Below are 15826 nucleotides of genomic sequence, written 5' to 3' on the forward strand. Positions count from 1 at the left end.
ATGGCGCGCCGCCCGTTCCTCGACCGCTTCAGCGGCCCCACCGCGGATGCGCTGGCCCCCGTGCTGCGCAACCTGGAGGCCGTGCTCAACACGCGCGAGGGCCACGGCGCCTTCCAGCGCGGCTTCGGGCTGGGAGACCCCACCGCGGACCGAGGCGGCCAGGAGCTGGTCCCCTTCCTCACGCAGACCTTGAGACAACAGGTGGCCTGGTACGAGCCCCGGCTGCGCGACGTGGAGGTGACGCCGCGCGGACAGGATGGCGCGCTGCACCTGCACTTCGAGGTGACGGGCCTCTTGGGAGGCGCCCCCGTCCGACTGGACCTGCGCTTCGACACCGTGAGCAGCCGCGTGCGGCTGGAGAGGAAGGACTGACATGCACGAGGACCGGCTCGCCGTCTGGCTGACCCTCACCCTCGGCGGAGAGGCCCACGTCATCGCTCCCGGGAACATCCGCGCCTTCGACCTGGAGCTGCACGGCTGGGGCGTGGAGGGTCGGGTGGAGTTCATCCTCGCGGACCCACCCCCCGCGAGCGGCGCGAAGAAGGACACCCTCCTGCCCGCGTTCCTCCGGTCGGACCTGGGAGAGGTGTCGCTGGAGCTGCGCGCCGTCCACACGGACACGCGGCCCGCGCAGCGCACCACGCCCCTGAAGCTCGTGGCGCTGGTGTCGTCCAAGGAGCTGGTGGAGCTGTCGGCCGAGCCCGCGAGGAGCTCGCCCCTCCTGCACCGCCGCTACACCGTGCGCTTCATCGACGCGGCGCGCCTGCTGTGGCGCCAGCATCACCCCTGCGCGCTGTACACGCAGAAGACCTTCAAGGACGTCCTCGAGGACCACAAGGGCGACCAGCTGCACCTGAGCTACGACTGGGACGCGGTGCTCGGCGTCACCCACCCGCTGCTGTTCCTCGGTCTGGAGCGAGAGGCGGGCGCGAGCTTCCACGACTTCTTGCTGTGGTACCTGGACCGTCACCACGGCGTACTCACCTACGACGCGCCGACGGGCGGCTACACCCTGCGCGGCGCGAAGCCCGCATCGGGCAAGCCCATGGAGCTGGAGTCCTCCGACGTGGCCTCGGTGGAGGTCCTCCTGCCCGAGGTCCTCCGCCATGGCGCCACCGTCATCAACGCCGTGGCCGAGCGCCCCCAGCGCCAGTCATTGACCCACGCGCGGGCGGTGACGGGCCTGCGCCAGGACGTGCTCCTGTGCACGCCCCTGGCCGACGTGGTGCAGGCGCGGGTGGACCAGGAGCAGCTCCGGCTGAAGCCGCGAGGGTGGATGCTGGACCTGACGTGGCGGCGCATGCCCGCGGACGCCTTCGCGCCGGGCGCCCTCGTGAAGCTCTCTGCCGCCAAGGGCTGGAACCCGGCCAGCGTGGCGGCCCGGGACACCTTCCGTGTCCGCTCCCTGCGCCTGAGCGGACGCTCGCTGGAGCAGGACCTCGATGCACCCCTCGACGGCGCCGATGGCCGCTTCGCGTTCGAGATGAGCACCCGACTGGAGCACCTGGACGAGCCGCACGTCGACCTGCCCGCGTACACCCCGCCGCGCTACCCGCGCCACGTGGAGGGCGTGCTGGTGAGCGAGGTCGGCGAGAAGAAGCACGAGACGTGGCAGGTCTACACCGAGGAGAAGACCGCGATGGACTGCTACCACGTCAAGCTCCCCGTCTGGGACGACCAGGTGGTGAGCGCGCCCTTCAACCCCAACCTCCAGCCGGGCCACTTCTACTTCCCCGCCTACAAGGACGAGCGGGTGCTGGTGGCGCTCGACTTCCAGAAGGCGTGGGTCAAGCGCTTCCTGGACTGGCGCGCCGGCGCGAGGCTGCCTCAGGAGAGCCAGGGCGTGCAGTTGCTCATGGGGAAGACGCCCACCAGCGGCGCTGCCCTCCAGCAGTCGTACGAGGACGACAAGCCCGTGCTCGTCTTGCGTCGCTCGCACGAGAAGGACACGGGCGTCATCCGCCTGCGCGAGGGCGCGCTGCGAATCCAGGTCAAGGAAGAGCAAGGCTAGGAGCCCGACGCCATGGCGAAGCTCATCTGCACCATCGACCTGGACAAGGAGAAGGGCCTCATCGTCACCGTCGAGGCCCCCGAGGAGAGGCTCACCCAGACGGTGACGTTGAATGGCAAGACGCTGACGTTGGAGGTGAAGAGCGACTCCGACACGAGCACCTTCGTGCAGCGACCCGAAGGCATCCGCGTCGAATGCGGGGAGTTCGCCGTGGACGCGGACTCCATCCGACTCCACTCCCGGAAGGAGTCCGAGTGGACGAGTGACAAGGGCATGCGGTTGCGGAGCCAGGAGGACATGTCGCTCACCTCCAGCGCGAAGCTCACGCAGAAGGCCACGCAGGACGCGCTGCTCTCCTCCAGCGCGGACGTCCAGGTGAAGGCCACCCGGAAGCTGTCGCTCGAGGGGATGGAGGGGAGGCTGCGCGGCACCGCGGGGCCGCTGAAGCTGGAGGGCGTGACGCTGGAGCTCGAGGGCAAGTCCCGCGCGGAGCTCGCGGCGCCCCTCGTCAACGTGAAGGCCCAGGGCCAGCTCGGGCTCGAGTCCTCGGGTGTCGCCGAGCTGAAGGGCGAGCTGACGTCCGTGAGCGGCTCGCTGGTGAAGCTCGGCTGAGGACACGCCCGGGCCGGGTGTGAAGCCGTTCACTTCTTTCCTATGGGGCGCCTCACAGCCCCGCCGCTTCGGAAGCGCCACAGTCAGCGCTGCCTGGGTCCTCGTGGGGCCCAGGGGGAATGGATGCGTCACGCAATGGGTGCGACGACACGGCTGTATCAGGACTACCTCGCGGAGCTGGCCGCGCTCGAGCGCTTCCGCCAGGAGTTCCGACACACCTATCCCGGCGTGCCCCTGGAGCAGGAGGACCCGGACGTGCGCCGGATGGTGGAGGCGCTGGCCTTCTTCTCCGTGCAGACGCGCCACGCGACCCTCCAGAACCTGCGCTCGACGTGGACGCGGCTGTTCTCCAGCTACTTCCAGAGCCTGCTGGAGCCACGTCCCGCCGCGGGCCTGGTGCAGGCCGTCCCCACCGAGAAGATGGTGGAGGCGGTGGTGCTGCCTCGCGGCACGCAGCTGCGATTGCGGCCCGCGGGCGGCGAGCCGGGTTGCTTCCGCCTCCAGTCGGACTTGCGCGTGCTGCCCATCTTCCTGGAGGAGACGCGGGCGGTGCCCCTGGCGGGCGGCGGACATCGCCTCATCCTCCGCTTCGCCGCGGCGTTCCCGCGCAGGGACCCGGTGGGCGTGCTCGGCCTCCACGTGCGCCACCTGGAGGACTACGCCAGCTCGCTGGCCACGCACCACGCGCTGCGCCAGCACCTGACGCGGGTGAGCGTGGTGTACGACGCGAAGGCGGATGAGCGCTCGACGGGGCTGGCCTGCGAGCACTCCTTCGAGCGCGCGCCCTTCGACGTGGACAGCCGGAGCACCTACGAGAATCCCCTCGAGCGCGCCCGGTCCTTCTTCCAGCTCCCGGAGCAGGGCTTGTTCCTGCACGTGCGCGTGGCCCCCACCCTGCGGGCCTGGAGCGGCTTCAGCCTGTGTCTGGATTTGAAGAAGGCGTGGGCCGGGGGACTGTTCCATTGCTTCGTCGCGCCCGTCGTCAACCTCGAGGCCGCGCCCGCCCAGCCCATCACCCTGGATGGCACCCGCACGGAGCACCCGTTGCTCGGCGCGCGCAATGAGCGTGGCGTGCGTTTGCACTCGGTGACGGGCGTGTACCTGCAAGGCCCGCGAGGCCGTGAGCCTCTTCGCCCAGCGCAGGTCCCTGGCGCGGGGCCCGCGTACGAGTTGGAGACGCTGAGCGCTCCGGACGGAGGCCCGCTGCATCAGGTGCTGGTCCACATGCCAGCGGCGTTCCTGGAGCCGCGCCAACTGCACGTGGAGGCGCTCTGGTATCAGCCCCACTTCGCCGCGGAGGCCACGGGCCCGTTGGAGGTGACGACGCCGGGTGTGCACGTGGAGGGGCTGCGCTGGCGGGCCGTGGGCGATGTCCAGCCCGCGAGGGACAGTGACGTGCGCGAGGACGTGACGGCCCTGGTCCAGCTCCTGTCGTGGAAGAACCGCTCCACGCTGGAGCGCGACGAGTTGGTGGCGCTGCTGTCGCTGCTGGGCGCGTCGGAGCCGGGCGCCCTCCGGCCCATCACCCCGCTGCTGCGCGCGCTGCGGGTCGTGGCCCTGCCGGGAGCGAGTGCGCGAGGCACGGGGCTGCGCCATGTGTACGACGCGCTGCTGGAGCCCTTCGAGGCGGGCCTGGAGCCGCTGGTGGCGTGTTGGCTCGAGCAGGTGCACGCGCTGCTGGATGCGTGGAACGGAGAGGCGGCCGTGGAGCTGCGCGCCGAGGTGGCCGGGGCGGGCCCCTTCGAGCCCTGGGGGCGCGGATGAACCTGGAGCTCTGGAGGTGTGTCTTCACCGAGTACCGGCGGGTGCTGGGCCTGCTGGACCAATGGCTGCCGGCCGAGAGCGACGGGGCCGAGGGACGCACCGAGGTGCGCGTGGGCCGCGTGGGGCTTCAACAATTGCAGGCGCAGCTCCTGTCCTCGGTGGAGGGCTTGCGCGCAGGGCTGGGCGCACACCATCGCGCCGAGGTGGTGGAGGAGGCCTCCAGGCCCTTCATCTTCCTGGTGGATGAGCGCGTGCTGCGGCGGCTCGCCGAGGCCGAGCAGTACCTGTGGCCCCTGCTCCAGCAGCGACTGCTGGGCGAGGAGGGCGGTGGGGATTCGTTCTACGAACTGGCGGACCAGAAGCTGGACCAGCCGGGAGCATCGCCCCTGGTCTTCGAGCTGCTGCACTTCTGTCTCACCGCGGGCTTCGGTGGCAGGCACCATGGCGACACCGCGAAGCTGCGCGAGTACAAGCAAAGGCTGGCGGCCCGCCTCGTCACGCCGGAGCCCGCGCCATCGCCAGCCGCGCCGCACGCCGACGCGCGGCCTCTGCTCTACGAGTTCCCTGCCCGCTACTACGCCGGCGCGTGCCTCTGCGTCCTGGGGCTGCAGGGCCTTCTGTGGTGGCTGTCGCGCTGAGGGCCACGCCATGGACACTCCCTCTCCGAAGACTGGACCCGCGAGAGTTCCGGACGACTTCGCACCCGCGCTGCTCGCGACGCTGGAGCTGCGCGTCGATGCGGAGCTGGGCCCGCTGAAGGCCGGCGTGGCGCCGCTGATGACCGAGCTGCGCCAGGGCGTGGCGGCGCTGCACCCCGGGCCAGGAGGGCTGCACCTGCCTCCCCAGCGACAGCAGGAGGAGCGCGTGCGGCTCGCGCGGGTGCTGGACACGCTCGAGGACATCCTGGAGGCGCTGCAGCGTCGCGCTCGCGCGAGCCAGGCCGAGGACTGAGTCATGCAGACACTTCGCGACCTCTGGGCCGGCGCGGCCCCGTACAAGCCCTGGCTCCTGGCCGTGGTGGCGGCGCTGTTGCTGGTGGCGCTCGTCATCGCGCTCGCGCGGTGGATGCGTCGACGCCCGCGTGGCTCCCCGGCGTCGAGTGCACCACGGCCCATGTCGAGCCGTCGGCTGCGCAAGGTCCGCGAGGCCTTCCACGCCGCGTTGCCCTGGCCCCAGCGGACGACGGTGAAGGACTTGCCGTGCGCGGTGGTGCTCGGCCTGGCCGGCAGCGGCAAGTCGAAGCTCATCGACCTGGACGTGGACTGGCGACGACAGGCGCGCCAGTTCCTCCCCAGCCACACGAGCGACGCGCTGCTGAAGCTCTACCTCGGGCCCGACTCCGTCGTGCAGGAGCTGTCCGCCACGTTGCTCGAGGATGACACGCCACAGGCCCGCTCGGCCCTGCGTCGGCTGTGGAAGGACTCACTCGGCCGGGGACAGCACGGGCTCGCCGTGCTCGTCCTGGACGCGCGCTGGCTTTCGGAGACAGCACCCGACGAGGTGCGCCGGGCCGCACAGCTCTTGCGCGGCAAGCTCAACCTGCTCGCCGACGTGCGCGGTGGCCCCGTGGACACGCGCCTGTGCTTGACCCACCTGGACTCGCTGGAGGGGTTCGAGGACTTCTGCCGGCTGCTCCAGTCCCACCGCGTCCCGCTCTCCTTCCCGCTCCCGCCTCGCGGCGAGGAGGGCCAGGTGGCGTCCCTGCTGGCCTCGCAGGAGCAGCACCTGGCGCTGGGGCTGACGTCCCTCCCAGTGGACGCGTTCGACCGGCTGGAGCGCTTCTACTCCCAGGGACAGCGCCCCTTCGAGGCCCTGGCGCGCTTCACCACCTCGCTGCTCGAAGGCGACACGCTGGCCTTCGTCCCCCGACTGTCGCGCGTGTACCTGTCCTCGCCCTCCGCGCGGGCGACAGGGGTGCTCTCCGTGACGGGCGACGTGCATGACGCCCAGGCCCTGCGCGGGCGCTATCTGCGCACGCACCTGCGCCGCGCGGCGCTCCTGGGCCTCGCGTGTGGCGCGCCCATGGTGGCCGCCCATGCCCACCTCGCGTGGCGTCTGTCCGAGGCCCGTGAGCACGTGGGGCGCTTCGAGAGCACCGTGAAGCGGATGCGTGACCAGGGACAGGCCATCTCCGGCGGCGTGGCGCGGGAGCAGGTGCTCGCCGCGGGTCAGGCCATGGACCGGATGTGGAGAGCCATGGGGTATTGGCCCCCGCTCGCCTCCGCCTTCTCCGAGGACCGCGAGGACCTGCGCAAGCGGCTGACGCGTGGCATCCGCGAGGCCCACCTGCGCCCCGCGCTGGAGCGCTGCCACCAACAACCGGACACGTGCCGCCCCGAGCAGGTCGTCTTCCTCCTGGCCGCCCTGCACGCCTCGAGCGCCGAGCCGCTCGGCCAGTTCGTCCTCGCCAGCCTCCACGGCCAGCGCACGTGGAACCTCGGAGAGGATGCCCAGTCCCACTCCGCCACGGAGCCCGCGCCGCTCGAAGCCGGGCGCTCGTGGCTGAGCGCCGTCAACCTGGTCGAGTCGCTCGTCGGAGACTATGTCGCCATCAGCGACAGGCCCTGGCAGGCACCGGCCACACCCGAGGCGGACTGGGCCCGCTGGCCGTTCCGCGAGGCCTTCACATTGGAAGGACAGCTCGCCCCCTGGCAGGAGCACCTCAAGCGACTCCACGAGTTCCTGAGAGACCAGGCCGTGGAGCCGTGGGCGAAGACTCGGCTCGACGCGGAGCTCGCGGCGCTGCGCGACGAGCGCGGACGGCTGGGAGCCTGGCTCGACGACAGCGTGACGTTCGCCGCCCTGCCGCGCGCGCTCGAGCTGCTCGAGGCCTCCGAGGCCCGGGTCGACACGCGCCGCTTCCTGGGGCTGCCCTCCACGCTGCGAGCCCTGGAGTGGATGAACGCGCACCGCGACGTGCTCGCGGGCATCCTGCGCATGGAGGACGAGGTGTACCAGGGGCTCGAGGCCGCGCGGCGGATGAGCGTGGCGGAGCTGCTCGTACGCGACGGCCTCTGGACTCCTGGCGCCACCACCCGGGGTCCCTTCCAGGTCACCGTGACGCAGGGGCCGCTCGAGTTCCACCCGACGGACAGCGCGCGGCAACTCCACCAGGCCCTCCTGCGCCAGTACGAGAAGACGGGCCACCTGACCTTCGGTGCCGAGGAGGCGCCGGGCCTCCGACCGTCCACCCCGAGCGTCGTCGAGGCGCGGCGGACGTTCGACACCCGCATCCGCCCCCTGGTGGACGAGTTCTCCCAGCGCATGAAGAACGCCACCCTGTCCGTCGAGGAGTCCTCGCAGCGACAGGAGCAGGTCCGTCGCCAGGTGGACCAGTTCGCATCGCAGTACCGTCAGCGGCTCTTCCAGCGCGTGCGCGCCCACGCGTTCGATGCGCCCACTCCAGGCCTGCTCTCCGAAGCGCTGACGCAGCTGCTCCAGCCATCCTCGGAGCTGGTGGACCTGCTGCGCGACACGGCCAAGGGCGCGAGCCTGGAGCCGCTCGAAGGGCCGTACTACGAATCGCTCCGCAACGCCGTGGCCCCGTTCACGCCCATCGTCCAGTTGATGAAGCCGGACGAGCGCGGCAACTACGAGCTGCTCACTCCCTACCGGACGCTCGTCGCGCAGCTCTCGGACGAGCTCCACGCCACGTCACCGGCGAGCGCCCCCGCCGCGGTGGACACCGCCGACAAGCGAGGTCGAGGCGCCGCGAGGCTCACCGAGCTGCTCACCCCGCTGGGCCGGGTGGCGCTCTCGATGATGCTCGAGGAGGAAGGCTCGTACCTGCGCAAGGTGGACGCGTGGTTGGACCAGCGAGGCGTCATCGGCGAGCTGCGCGAACCCTTCCGTCAGCCATTCCTGCGAGCGCGCGCGCTGGGACAACAGGAGCTGGAGCGGACCTTGCGGCAACAGTGGGAGGAGCACAGCGCGCTCACGCTGCGCCCCCTGATGAACCGCTATCCGTTCGCCCCCGAGGCGCTCCAGGAAGTCGAGCCGGGGGACCTCGACGTGCTTCGCCGGAGGGATGGCGGGCTCTGGGCCTTCGTGGACCGCGTCGTCTCCCCCGTCGCCGAGGAGCGCGGGACGGAGTGGGTCCACCGGGGCGCGCTGCGCGGACGGCTGAACCTGCCCGAGGACCTGCTGTCGACGCTCAGCAGGCTCTCCAGACTCTCCAAGTCGCTGTGGGATGACGAGGGGCGTCCCCGTCCCCTCATGCTCCAGGTCATGGCGCTCCCGTTGCCCCAGGCGCCCAGACCCGACAGCTTCGTGACGCTGGGCTCGCTCAAGTGCGGAAGGACCGCGGCCTTCGCCTACAACCAGAGCCCCTCCTGGCAGGCGTTCTCGCTCGACTGGTGGGACCAGCAGACCGCGTCGCTCGTCCTGGAGCTGCGCTCGCCCGAGCAGCAGGCCATCCAATACGCGTCCCTGCCCAAGAGCCGCTCCGCCTGGAGCTGCTTCCGACTGCTCGAGGAGTCGCAGCCCACCGGCCAGCAACAACGGCTGTGGCGGCTGCGCTCGCGTGGCGCCGCGAGCCCCCAGCACGCGATGGAGCTGCGCTTCGGCATCCGGGGCGAGCCCTGGGCGCTCTTCCGGGAGACTCCTCGATGAGACGTCAAATCGGAGGCTGCGTCGTCGCGGCCCTGTTCTCGGCCGCCTGTGGGCCCGCCACGCTCCAGCTCAACGTCAGGGCTCCACCCGGCACCAATCAAGGGCGCCCGCTCTACATGCTCGTGCGCAAGGTGGAGCCCAAGCAGTACGCCACCGAGTCCTACGACGACGTCTCCGCCCGCGTCGTCCAGCCCGGCCCTGCGGTCATCCACTCGGAGATCATCTATCCGGGCACGCTCCTGCGCGTCCCCGTGAAGGTCCCCGCCGACTCGGCCCTGGCCGTCTCCTTCCTCTTCACCGCGCCCGACGGCGCCTGGCAGTCCTTCATCGCCACCCCGCTCCCGCCCTCCGTGGACATCGAGCTGCGCGAGGGACGCATCCAACAGCACGGCGCCGCGGAGGAGCCACCCGCGGCCCCCCCCCTCGCCAGCGACTGAAGCCAGCCCCGCGCCGCCGCCCTGAGCGCGGCATCGCCCGCCCCTCGCGGCCCACCACGCGTGCCCGGACTCCGGCGCGCGGTCGGCCGCGCCATGTCTCGACTCCCTCCCGCGAAACGCAAGCGAGGTGCGCAATGAAGTGGTCTCCTTGGCTCGTCCTGGCGGGGCTCCAGTGGCTCTGCGCTTGTGGCCCCACAGCGCCGTCCGCCCCTCCCGAGAGCCCGTCGTCCTCGGGCCTCGTCGTCAGTCCGCCGAAGGGCTCGATGATTCCCATGAAGCTCGAAACCTCGGGCCTGGGCTTCGACCCTCAGCGGGTCTGCACGCGCAGCGACGCGCGGGACGTCCTCATCCTCAACGACAGCCAGACAGCGCGGAGGCTGCACTTCGTTCGCGCGACGGGGCCCTTCGCGTACACGGAGCTCCGCGACGAGGCCGGGGCGACAGTGGCGCTGCCCTATTCCCTGGGGAGCCAGAAGACCGTCCGAGTGCGCGTCACCTTCGAGCCGAGCATCCCCGGGCACACCTCCGGGAGCCTGTTCATCCACAGCGACGAGCCGAGCGGCCTGCCCCTCGAAGTTCCTCTCTCGGGAAGAGGGACGGGCCCGAGGCTCGAGCCCATCGCCTCGCCGCTGCGAGTCTCCCTGGACGAGGCGGGTACCACGGGGACGCGCACCGTGATGTTGATGAACAGCGGCACGGAGGAGCTCACCTCGCTGAGGACCAGCGTCAACAGCCCCTTCTCGGTGCAGCTCGCGCAGTCGCGCGTGGGAGCGAACGAGCAGCTCCCCATGAAGGTGACCTTCGCGCCACCCGCCACGGGCGAGCCCCTCTTCATCGAGACCCTCGTCGTCTCCAGCAGTGACCCGTGCCTGCCCGCCCAGCGCATCCGGCTCGTCGCCTCTCGCAACGCGCACCCCACGCTCGTCCTGAGCCCTCCCTCCCTCGAGTTCGCGAGCACGGTGGGCGCGACGAGTGCCTCGCTCCCGGTGACGGTGAAGAACCAAGGAGGCGCGAGGCTGGACATCTCGAGCGTGGGACTCGTGGGCCAACCGTCGCCCGAGGCGGCGAGTCACTTCGAGGTGACACCGGTGTCCCCCGTGTCCCTGGAGCCCGGGGACGAACACACGCTCTTCGTGCGGTTCAAACCCACGCGCGCGGGCTCGCACGAGGCGCGCCTCCGCGTGACGAGCAACAGCCAGGGGACAGCGCCGACGGTCCTCCTCACGGGACAGGCCGCCGCGACCCTCCGTGCCTTGAACCTCTCCCCCTCCTCGCTCCAGTTCTCCACGCGAGCGGACGGCAGCGCGGACCGGCAGAGCCGTGAGGTGACGCTCCACAACCAGGGCAACATCCCCCTGGAGCTCGCGCTCTCCACGCTCACCGCGCGGGCCGTGAATCCCTTCGGCGTGAATCCTGGCGCGCTCGTCATCGAGCCCGGCCAGAGCAGGGCCGTGGTGGTGACGTTCGACAGCACGGGCCAGCCCAGTGGACCGGTCGACGGCGCGCTCCGACTCGTCGACGCGGTATCCAACACCGTGTTCGAAGCGCCCCTCCAGGGCCTCGTCGTCAAGAGCCTGCTCGACGTGACGCCCTCCGCGCTCGACTTCGCGGACCACGACCTGGACCTGGACAGCGCGCGCTCACAGTCCGTCCACCTCACCAATCACCGCGCGGTCCCGGTCACCATCGTCGCCTCGGTCGAACCTCCTGGCCCGCCGTACTCCGTCAGCGGCCTCCCGGTGGAGGGGCTCGTCGTACCGCCCCACGAGACGCGAAGCCTCCTCGTCACCTTCAGCCCCTCACAGCCCGCGAGATTCACGCGGACGCTCGTCATCCAGAACACCCTCGACGCGACCGGGACGTCGGTTCCGCTGACAGGCACCGCCCGCGTCTCCCTGTCGCTGGACAAGAGCGCGCTGTCCTTCAGTCCCGAGCTTCCCTTCGGCCGCTCTCCGTCCCAGTCGGTGACGCTGACGAACCAGGGGACGAGGAGCGTCACCCTGGACGGAATCTCCCTCGGCGGGAGCGAGGACTTCACGCTCGTGAGCCACGTTCCCCAGCCCCTGCTGCTCGCGCCTGGGATGGCGCAGAAGCTCGACTTCGCCTTCACACCCCAGAGCGCTGGAGCCAAGGCCGTGGCCCCCCACTTCCAGGCCCGGGTGGGCACGACGCAGGTTCGCGGCCCCGAGCTCCTGCTCCAGGGCACGGCCTCCGGTCCCATCGCGGACTTCGACCTCTCCTCGCTCGCGTTCAGCGCGACGCAGCTGGGAAACACCCGCGAGCTGATGCTGGGCATCAGCAACAGGCCCACCAGCACCGCGAGCCTCCGCATCGTGGACGTCAAGTCCAGCTCCGCCGTCTTCACGACGGACTTCATCCCGGCCAGCGAGCTCGCCATCGCGCCGGGTGGCTCGCGCAGGACACCGCTCCGGGTCACGTTCAAGCCCGTGACTCACGAGCTCTATTCGGGAGAGCTGAGCATCACCTATGAAGGCGCCACCAGCACGCCCCGCGTCACGCGGGTCATCCCGTTGAGCGGCCGGGGCGCCCAGCTGCTCGTGCAGTTCTCGCCCTCCAGCCTCGACTTCGAGACGCTCCCCGGGGGGACCCAGGAGAAGACCGTCACGGTGACGAACGCGAGCGAGGTCACCATCCACATCAATGACTTGGACATCCTGCCGTCGACGGACGCGGGGACGACCTTCACGTACGCGGTCGACCGTTGGCCGGAGACCCGCATCGACCCCGGTGCCGAGAGGGCCATCAAGGTCATCTTCAATCCGACGTCGAGCACCGCCTCCGAGACGCGAGACCTCTCGGTGAGCTTCGCGAACGCGCCGACGCGGAACATCACCATTCCCCTCACCGGACGGGTCGTCACGCCCATCGGTGACTTCGGGCCGCCGCTCACCCAGTTCACCAACGTCCCCAAGGACGAGCGCGTGGTGCAGACGCGGACCATCGTCAACCGGGGCTCGGCGCCACTCGAGATCTCCAAGCCCTACCCCGAGAGCGAGACGCCGAGCGGCATCGTCAACATCGGCGAGCCCCGCACCACCTCGGGCAGTGGGCCTCCCGTCGTGCACCGGTGGCCCATCCGAATCCCGGTGAACGGGACGGTGCTCTACGACGTCACCTTCCACCCCACGAAGGCCGTGCCGTCCTCCATCAACGAGAAGTACTTCATCCAGAGCAACTCGAACGGGGACAACACCTCCACCTTCACCTTCTTCGTGCAGGGCAACGTCACCGCCCCGGAGCTGGAGCGACTGGGAGCGACGAGCCTCGACTTCGCCCCGCCCCTGAACACCGCGAGCGCTCCGAGCACCATCGTCCTGTTGAACAAGGGCACCGCGCCGCTGCGAATCGCCGCCATCACCCTCTCCAGCGAGGCGACGCCCTACTTCTGCACGTACTACACGCTCCCCGCCGACTGCGCCGACGCGGTGACGAACCTCACCCTCCAGCCCGGCGAGCAGGTGGACCTGCGCGTCAGGACCCAGCCCATCAGCGACACGGTGACGCACACGGGGAGGCTCATCATCGTCAGCAACAACGCGAAGGCGGAGCCCAACGCCAGCTCGCTCGAAATCCCGCTGAGCGCCAAGGCCTCCGCGGGGCTGCTCGTCTCACCGCTCCAGGTCCACTTCGCGCCGACGAACGTGCTGGCGGAGTCCCCCGCGCAGCTGCTGCGGCTCACCAACGCGAGCACCGTGTCGCTGACCGTCTCCGGTGTGCAGTTCGAGCCACCCGGTGACTTCCGGACGGGCGCGCTCCCCTCCGGCTCGCTCGCGCCGCTCCAGCACGTGGACCTGCCGCTGTACTTCACGCCGCGGAGCGGCTCCTCGGCGGGGCTGAGACGGGCGAAGGGCACCGTGTTCCTCGCGGGCTCGCTCCCGGTCGACTTCGACGTGATGGGGACCGCCACGACGACCCGCCTGCGGGTGAGCCGGCCCGAGACGGGTGACACGCCGGTGAGCCAGGTGGACTTCGGTCGGGTCCGCGTCGCCACGACCTCCACGCCCATCACCCTCACGCTGGAGAACGCCGCGCGGGCGGACGCGGGCACGCAGGCGGATGGAGGGGTCACGGCAGCGGGCGAGCTGACCGTCACCAAGGTCGAGCTGGACGGCCCCGACAAGGACCAGTTCATGGTGCTGAGCCCCCCTGGGGCCACGACGCTGCCGGTGAAGGGCTCGATGAAAGTCACGGTGCACTTCAAGCCCACGCGCCTGACGAGCTCGGCCGCGAGCCTGGTGGTGACGTCGGACGACTCCTCGAGCAGCCGGTACAGCGTGTTGCTCTCAGGACGAGGCTGGTCCAGCGTGCTGGAGCTCTCGCCGGAGGAGCTGGGCTTCGGCAAGGCGGTGGCGGGGTCCGCCGTCGCGCCCAGGAAGCGGGTGACGCTCAGGAACGACTCCATCGCCCCCATCACCATCACCTCCGTGTCCGTCGTCGAGGACGCCTCGCGGACGGCCGTGGACACGCAGGCGGACCACTTCCACGTGCCGCCCTTCAGCTGGTCGCCGCTGGCCCCAGGCGAGTCCCTGGACGTGGAGGTGACCTTCCTGCCGAGGGCCGGCGTCAAATCGATGGCGGAGCTGAGAATCACGAGCGACGCGCCCAGGCCCTCGGGCACGGGGAGCGAGACGATGGAGGGCTCGGTGAATCTGCGGGGCGAGGGGCTCACGTCCGTCTTCAAGGACCTGAGGCCGGTGGTCGACTTCGGCACGCTCCGCCTGTCCGAGCGGACCTCCGAGGTCCTCGAGCTCACCAATGACAGCAGCGAGACCGTCACGCTGCTCCGCCCAACACCAGACGGGGAGCGCGCGGGCGACTTCCACGTCTCCTTCCCGGACCAGGACGACAGCAGGTCCGAGCTGAGCATCCCGAGTGGAGGACGCATCAAGATGAAGCTCGAGTTCGCGCCCCAGGTCGTCGCGCGCTCGGAGGCCCGGCTGGTATTGGCCACCTCCACGCAGCCCGAGGCCGCGACGATGACCCTCCGAGGCCGCGGCGAGGAGAGCTTCCTGTCCGTCGACACCACGAGCCTGGACTTCGGCTGGGCCGACAAGGGCGTGCCTGGGGAGCCGCGAACCGTCACCCTCACCAACAAGTCCGACGTCCCGGCCACGGTCCACGTATTGAAGCCGCCAGGAGCGGCATTCATCCTGGAGACGCAGGACTTGCCCCGGCAACTACCGCCCGGAGGCAGCCTGGAGCTGTCCCTGCGCTTCTCTCCTCAGGCGGGAGGCCCCGCCGAGGAGCACCTCGGCCTGCGGCTGGCGAGCGCGGACGCGTCACCCAGGCCATTCCAGGCGGAGGTGGTCATCACATTGCGAGGCCAGGGCCGGGCGCTCGACAGCGAAGGAGGCGGACTGTCCTGCGCCGCGGGCGGAGACGGAGCACTCTGGACTGGCGGGCTGCTCCTGCTGGGCCTGGGCGTGAGACGCCGACGCCCGTCCGGAATCCATGATGAGACAGGCCCGCACGGAGGAAGCGCCGCGAGACATGGCACTACAAGCCATTTCACGTCTTGCATTGATGGCATTGTCGCCATAAAAAGCCTATTGATTGGTATGTTTTCTTCACAGACAGCGAGCATGGGCTCAAATCGAGACGTGGCTGGACCGCCACTCCCCCAATTCCCGGGCGGAGCCAACACGCCCCAGGAGTCCCATGTCTTATTCAGGATTGCTCGGTCAGGTGACCCTCTTCGAGGGACTTCCTCGCGAGGAGGTGGACCGGATCTCCACGCTGGTCCATGCGCAGCGCTACGCCTGTGGAGAGGTCATCTTCCACCGAGGTGACATCGCGACGACGCTCCACATCATCCGCAAGGGACAGGTCTCCATGCGCCTGTCTTCCTCGGACGGGAAGGAGGTCATCCTCTCGCTGCTGCAACGGGGTGACTTCTTCGGTGAGACGTCCCTGCTGGATGGAGCGCCGCTCTCGACGGATGCCGTCGCGCGGGGGGAGGTCGATGTCCTGCGATTGCAGCGCAGGGACTTCCAGCACTATCTCTCCACGCGTCCCCAGGTCGCGCTGGGGTTGCTCACGACGCTGAGCCGGTTGGTGCGACAGGTCACCCAGCGCATCCATGACACGAGCTTCCTCGACGCGCGCACGCGCCTGGAGCGCGTGTTGCTCGAGCTCGCGAGGCACTTCGGGAGCCCGGGCGAAGGGGGCACCACCATCACCCAGAAGTTCACCCAGACGGAGCTGGCCAACCTGTGCGGCTTGACGCGGGAGAGCACGAACAAGTGGCTGCGGACCTTCGTGCGGGATGGCTGGGTCCGCTACGAGGGCGGTGACATCACCCTCGTACAGGAGCCACGGCTGGAGGACGAGTGGATGGGTTTGAACCGGCCCTGAGGGCCCCCATCCCTCG

10 protein-coding genes are annotated in these 15826 nt (G+C 70.2%); all 10 read left to right on the forward strand.

Annotated elements, in window-relative coordinates:
* The 10 genes from tssE (at window position 1) to LXT21_RS39160 (ending at window position 15810) form a co-directional block, all read left to right on the forward strand.
* Complete coding sequence (tssE, locus tag LXT21_RS39115) at window positions 1-372, forward strand: type VI secretion system baseplate subunit TssE (protein WP_254043344.1); 372 nt, start codon at window positions 1-3, stop codon at window positions 370-372.
* A 1-nt stretch (window position 373) separates the two neighbouring features.
* Entirely contained in the window at window positions 374-2011 is a 1638-nt protein-coding gene (locus tag LXT21_RS39120) for a hypothetical protein (RefSeq protein ID WP_254043345.1), read from the forward strand.
* A 12-nt stretch (window positions 2012-2023) separates the two neighbouring features.
* Window positions 2024-2623, forward strand: coding sequence for a hypothetical protein (locus tag LXT21_RS39125; protein ID WP_254043346.1), 600 nt, complete (start codon window positions 2024-2026; stop codon window positions 2621-2623).
* Between the two features lie 135 nt (window positions 2624-2758).
* Window positions 2759-4387, forward strand: coding sequence for a type VI secretion system baseplate subunit TssF (locus LXT21_RS39130; RefSeq protein ID WP_254043347.1), 1629 nt, complete (start codon window positions 2759-2761; stop codon window positions 4385-4387).
* Window positions 4384-5025 carry a DotU family type IV/VI secretion system protein gene (locus LXT21_RS39135; RefSeq protein ID WP_254043348.1) on the forward strand — a complete coding sequence of 214 codons (642 nt, stop codon included), beginning with the start codon at window positions 4384-4386 and terminating at the stop codon, window positions 5023-5025. The genes LXT21_RS39130 and LXT21_RS39135 overlap by 4 nt, the downstream gene beginning before the upstream one ends.
* A gap of 10 nt (window positions 5026-5035) precedes the next feature.
* Window positions 5036-5338, forward strand: coding sequence for a hypothetical protein (locus tag LXT21_RS39140; protein ID WP_254043349.1), 303 nt, complete (start codon window positions 5036-5038; stop codon window positions 5336-5338).
* A gap of 3 nt (window positions 5339-5341) precedes the next feature.
* Complete coding sequence (locus tag LXT21_RS39145) at window positions 5342-8998, forward strand: type VI secretion system membrane subunit TssM (RefSeq protein ID WP_254043350.1); 3657 nt, start codon at window positions 5342-5344, stop codon at window positions 8996-8998.
* Window positions 8995-9435, forward strand: coding sequence for a hypothetical protein (locus tag LXT21_RS39150; RefSeq protein WP_254043351.1), 441 nt, complete (start codon window positions 8995-8997; stop codon window positions 9433-9435). Before LXT21_RS39145 ends, LXT21_RS39150 begins: the two co-directional genes overlap by 4 nt.
* A gap of 134 nt (window positions 9436-9569) precedes the next feature.
* Entirely contained in the window at window positions 9570-15245 is a 5676-nt protein-coding gene (locus LXT21_RS39155; protein ID WP_254043352.1) for a choice-of-anchor D domain-containing protein, read from the forward strand.
* Window positions 15142-15810, forward strand: coding sequence for a Crp/Fnr family transcriptional regulator (locus tag LXT21_RS39160; protein WP_254043353.1), 669 nt, complete (start codon window positions 15142-15144; stop codon window positions 15808-15810). The genes LXT21_RS39155 and LXT21_RS39160 overlap by 104 nt, the downstream gene beginning before the upstream one ends.
* Window positions 15811-15826: the final 16 nt, after the last annotated feature.

It is taken from the genome of Myxococcus guangdongensis (assembly GCF_024198255.1).
In the GTDB taxonomy this organism is placed as follows: Bacteria; Myxococcota; Myxococcia; order Myxococcales; family Myxococcaceae; genus Myxococcus; species Myxococcus guangdongensis.

Bases quoted from the DNA above. Each gene is read 5' to 3' on its own strand.
- LXT21_RS39145 (WP_254043350.1), top strand. From the start codon at position 5,342: ATGCAGACACTTCGCGACCTCTGGGCCGGCGCGGCCCCGTACAAGCCC.
- LXT21_RS39140 (WP_254043349.1), top strand. From the start codon at position 5,036: ATGGACACTCCCTCTCCGAAGACTGGACCCGCGAGAGTTCCGGACGAC.
- LXT21_RS39120 (WP_254043345.1), top strand. From the start codon at position 374: ATGCACGAGGACCGGCTCGCCGTCTGGCTGACCCTCACCCTCGGCGGA.
- LXT21_RS39150 (WP_254043351.1), top strand. From the start codon at position 8,995: ATGAGACGTCAAATCGGAGGCTGCGTCGTCGCGGCCCTGTTCTCGGCC.
- LXT21_RS39130 (WP_254043347.1), top strand. From the start codon at position 2,759: ATGGGTGCGACGACACGGCTGTATCAGGACTACCTCGCGGAGCTGGCC.
- LXT21_RS39135 (WP_254043348.1), top strand. From the start codon at position 4,384: ATGAACCTGGAGCTCTGGAGGTGTGTCTTCACCGAGTACCGGCGGGTG.
- LXT21_RS39155 (WP_254043352.1), top strand. From the start codon at position 9,570: ATGAAGTGGTCTCCTTGGCTCGTCCTGGCGGGGCTCCAGTGGCTCTGC.
- LXT21_RS39125 (WP_254043346.1), top strand. From the start codon at position 2,024: ATGGCGAAGCTCATCTGCACCATCGACCTGGACAAGGAGAAGGGCCTC.
- tssE (WP_254043344.1), top strand. From the start codon at position 1: ATGGCGCGCCGCCCGTTCCTCGACCGCTTCAGCGGCCCCACCGCGGAT.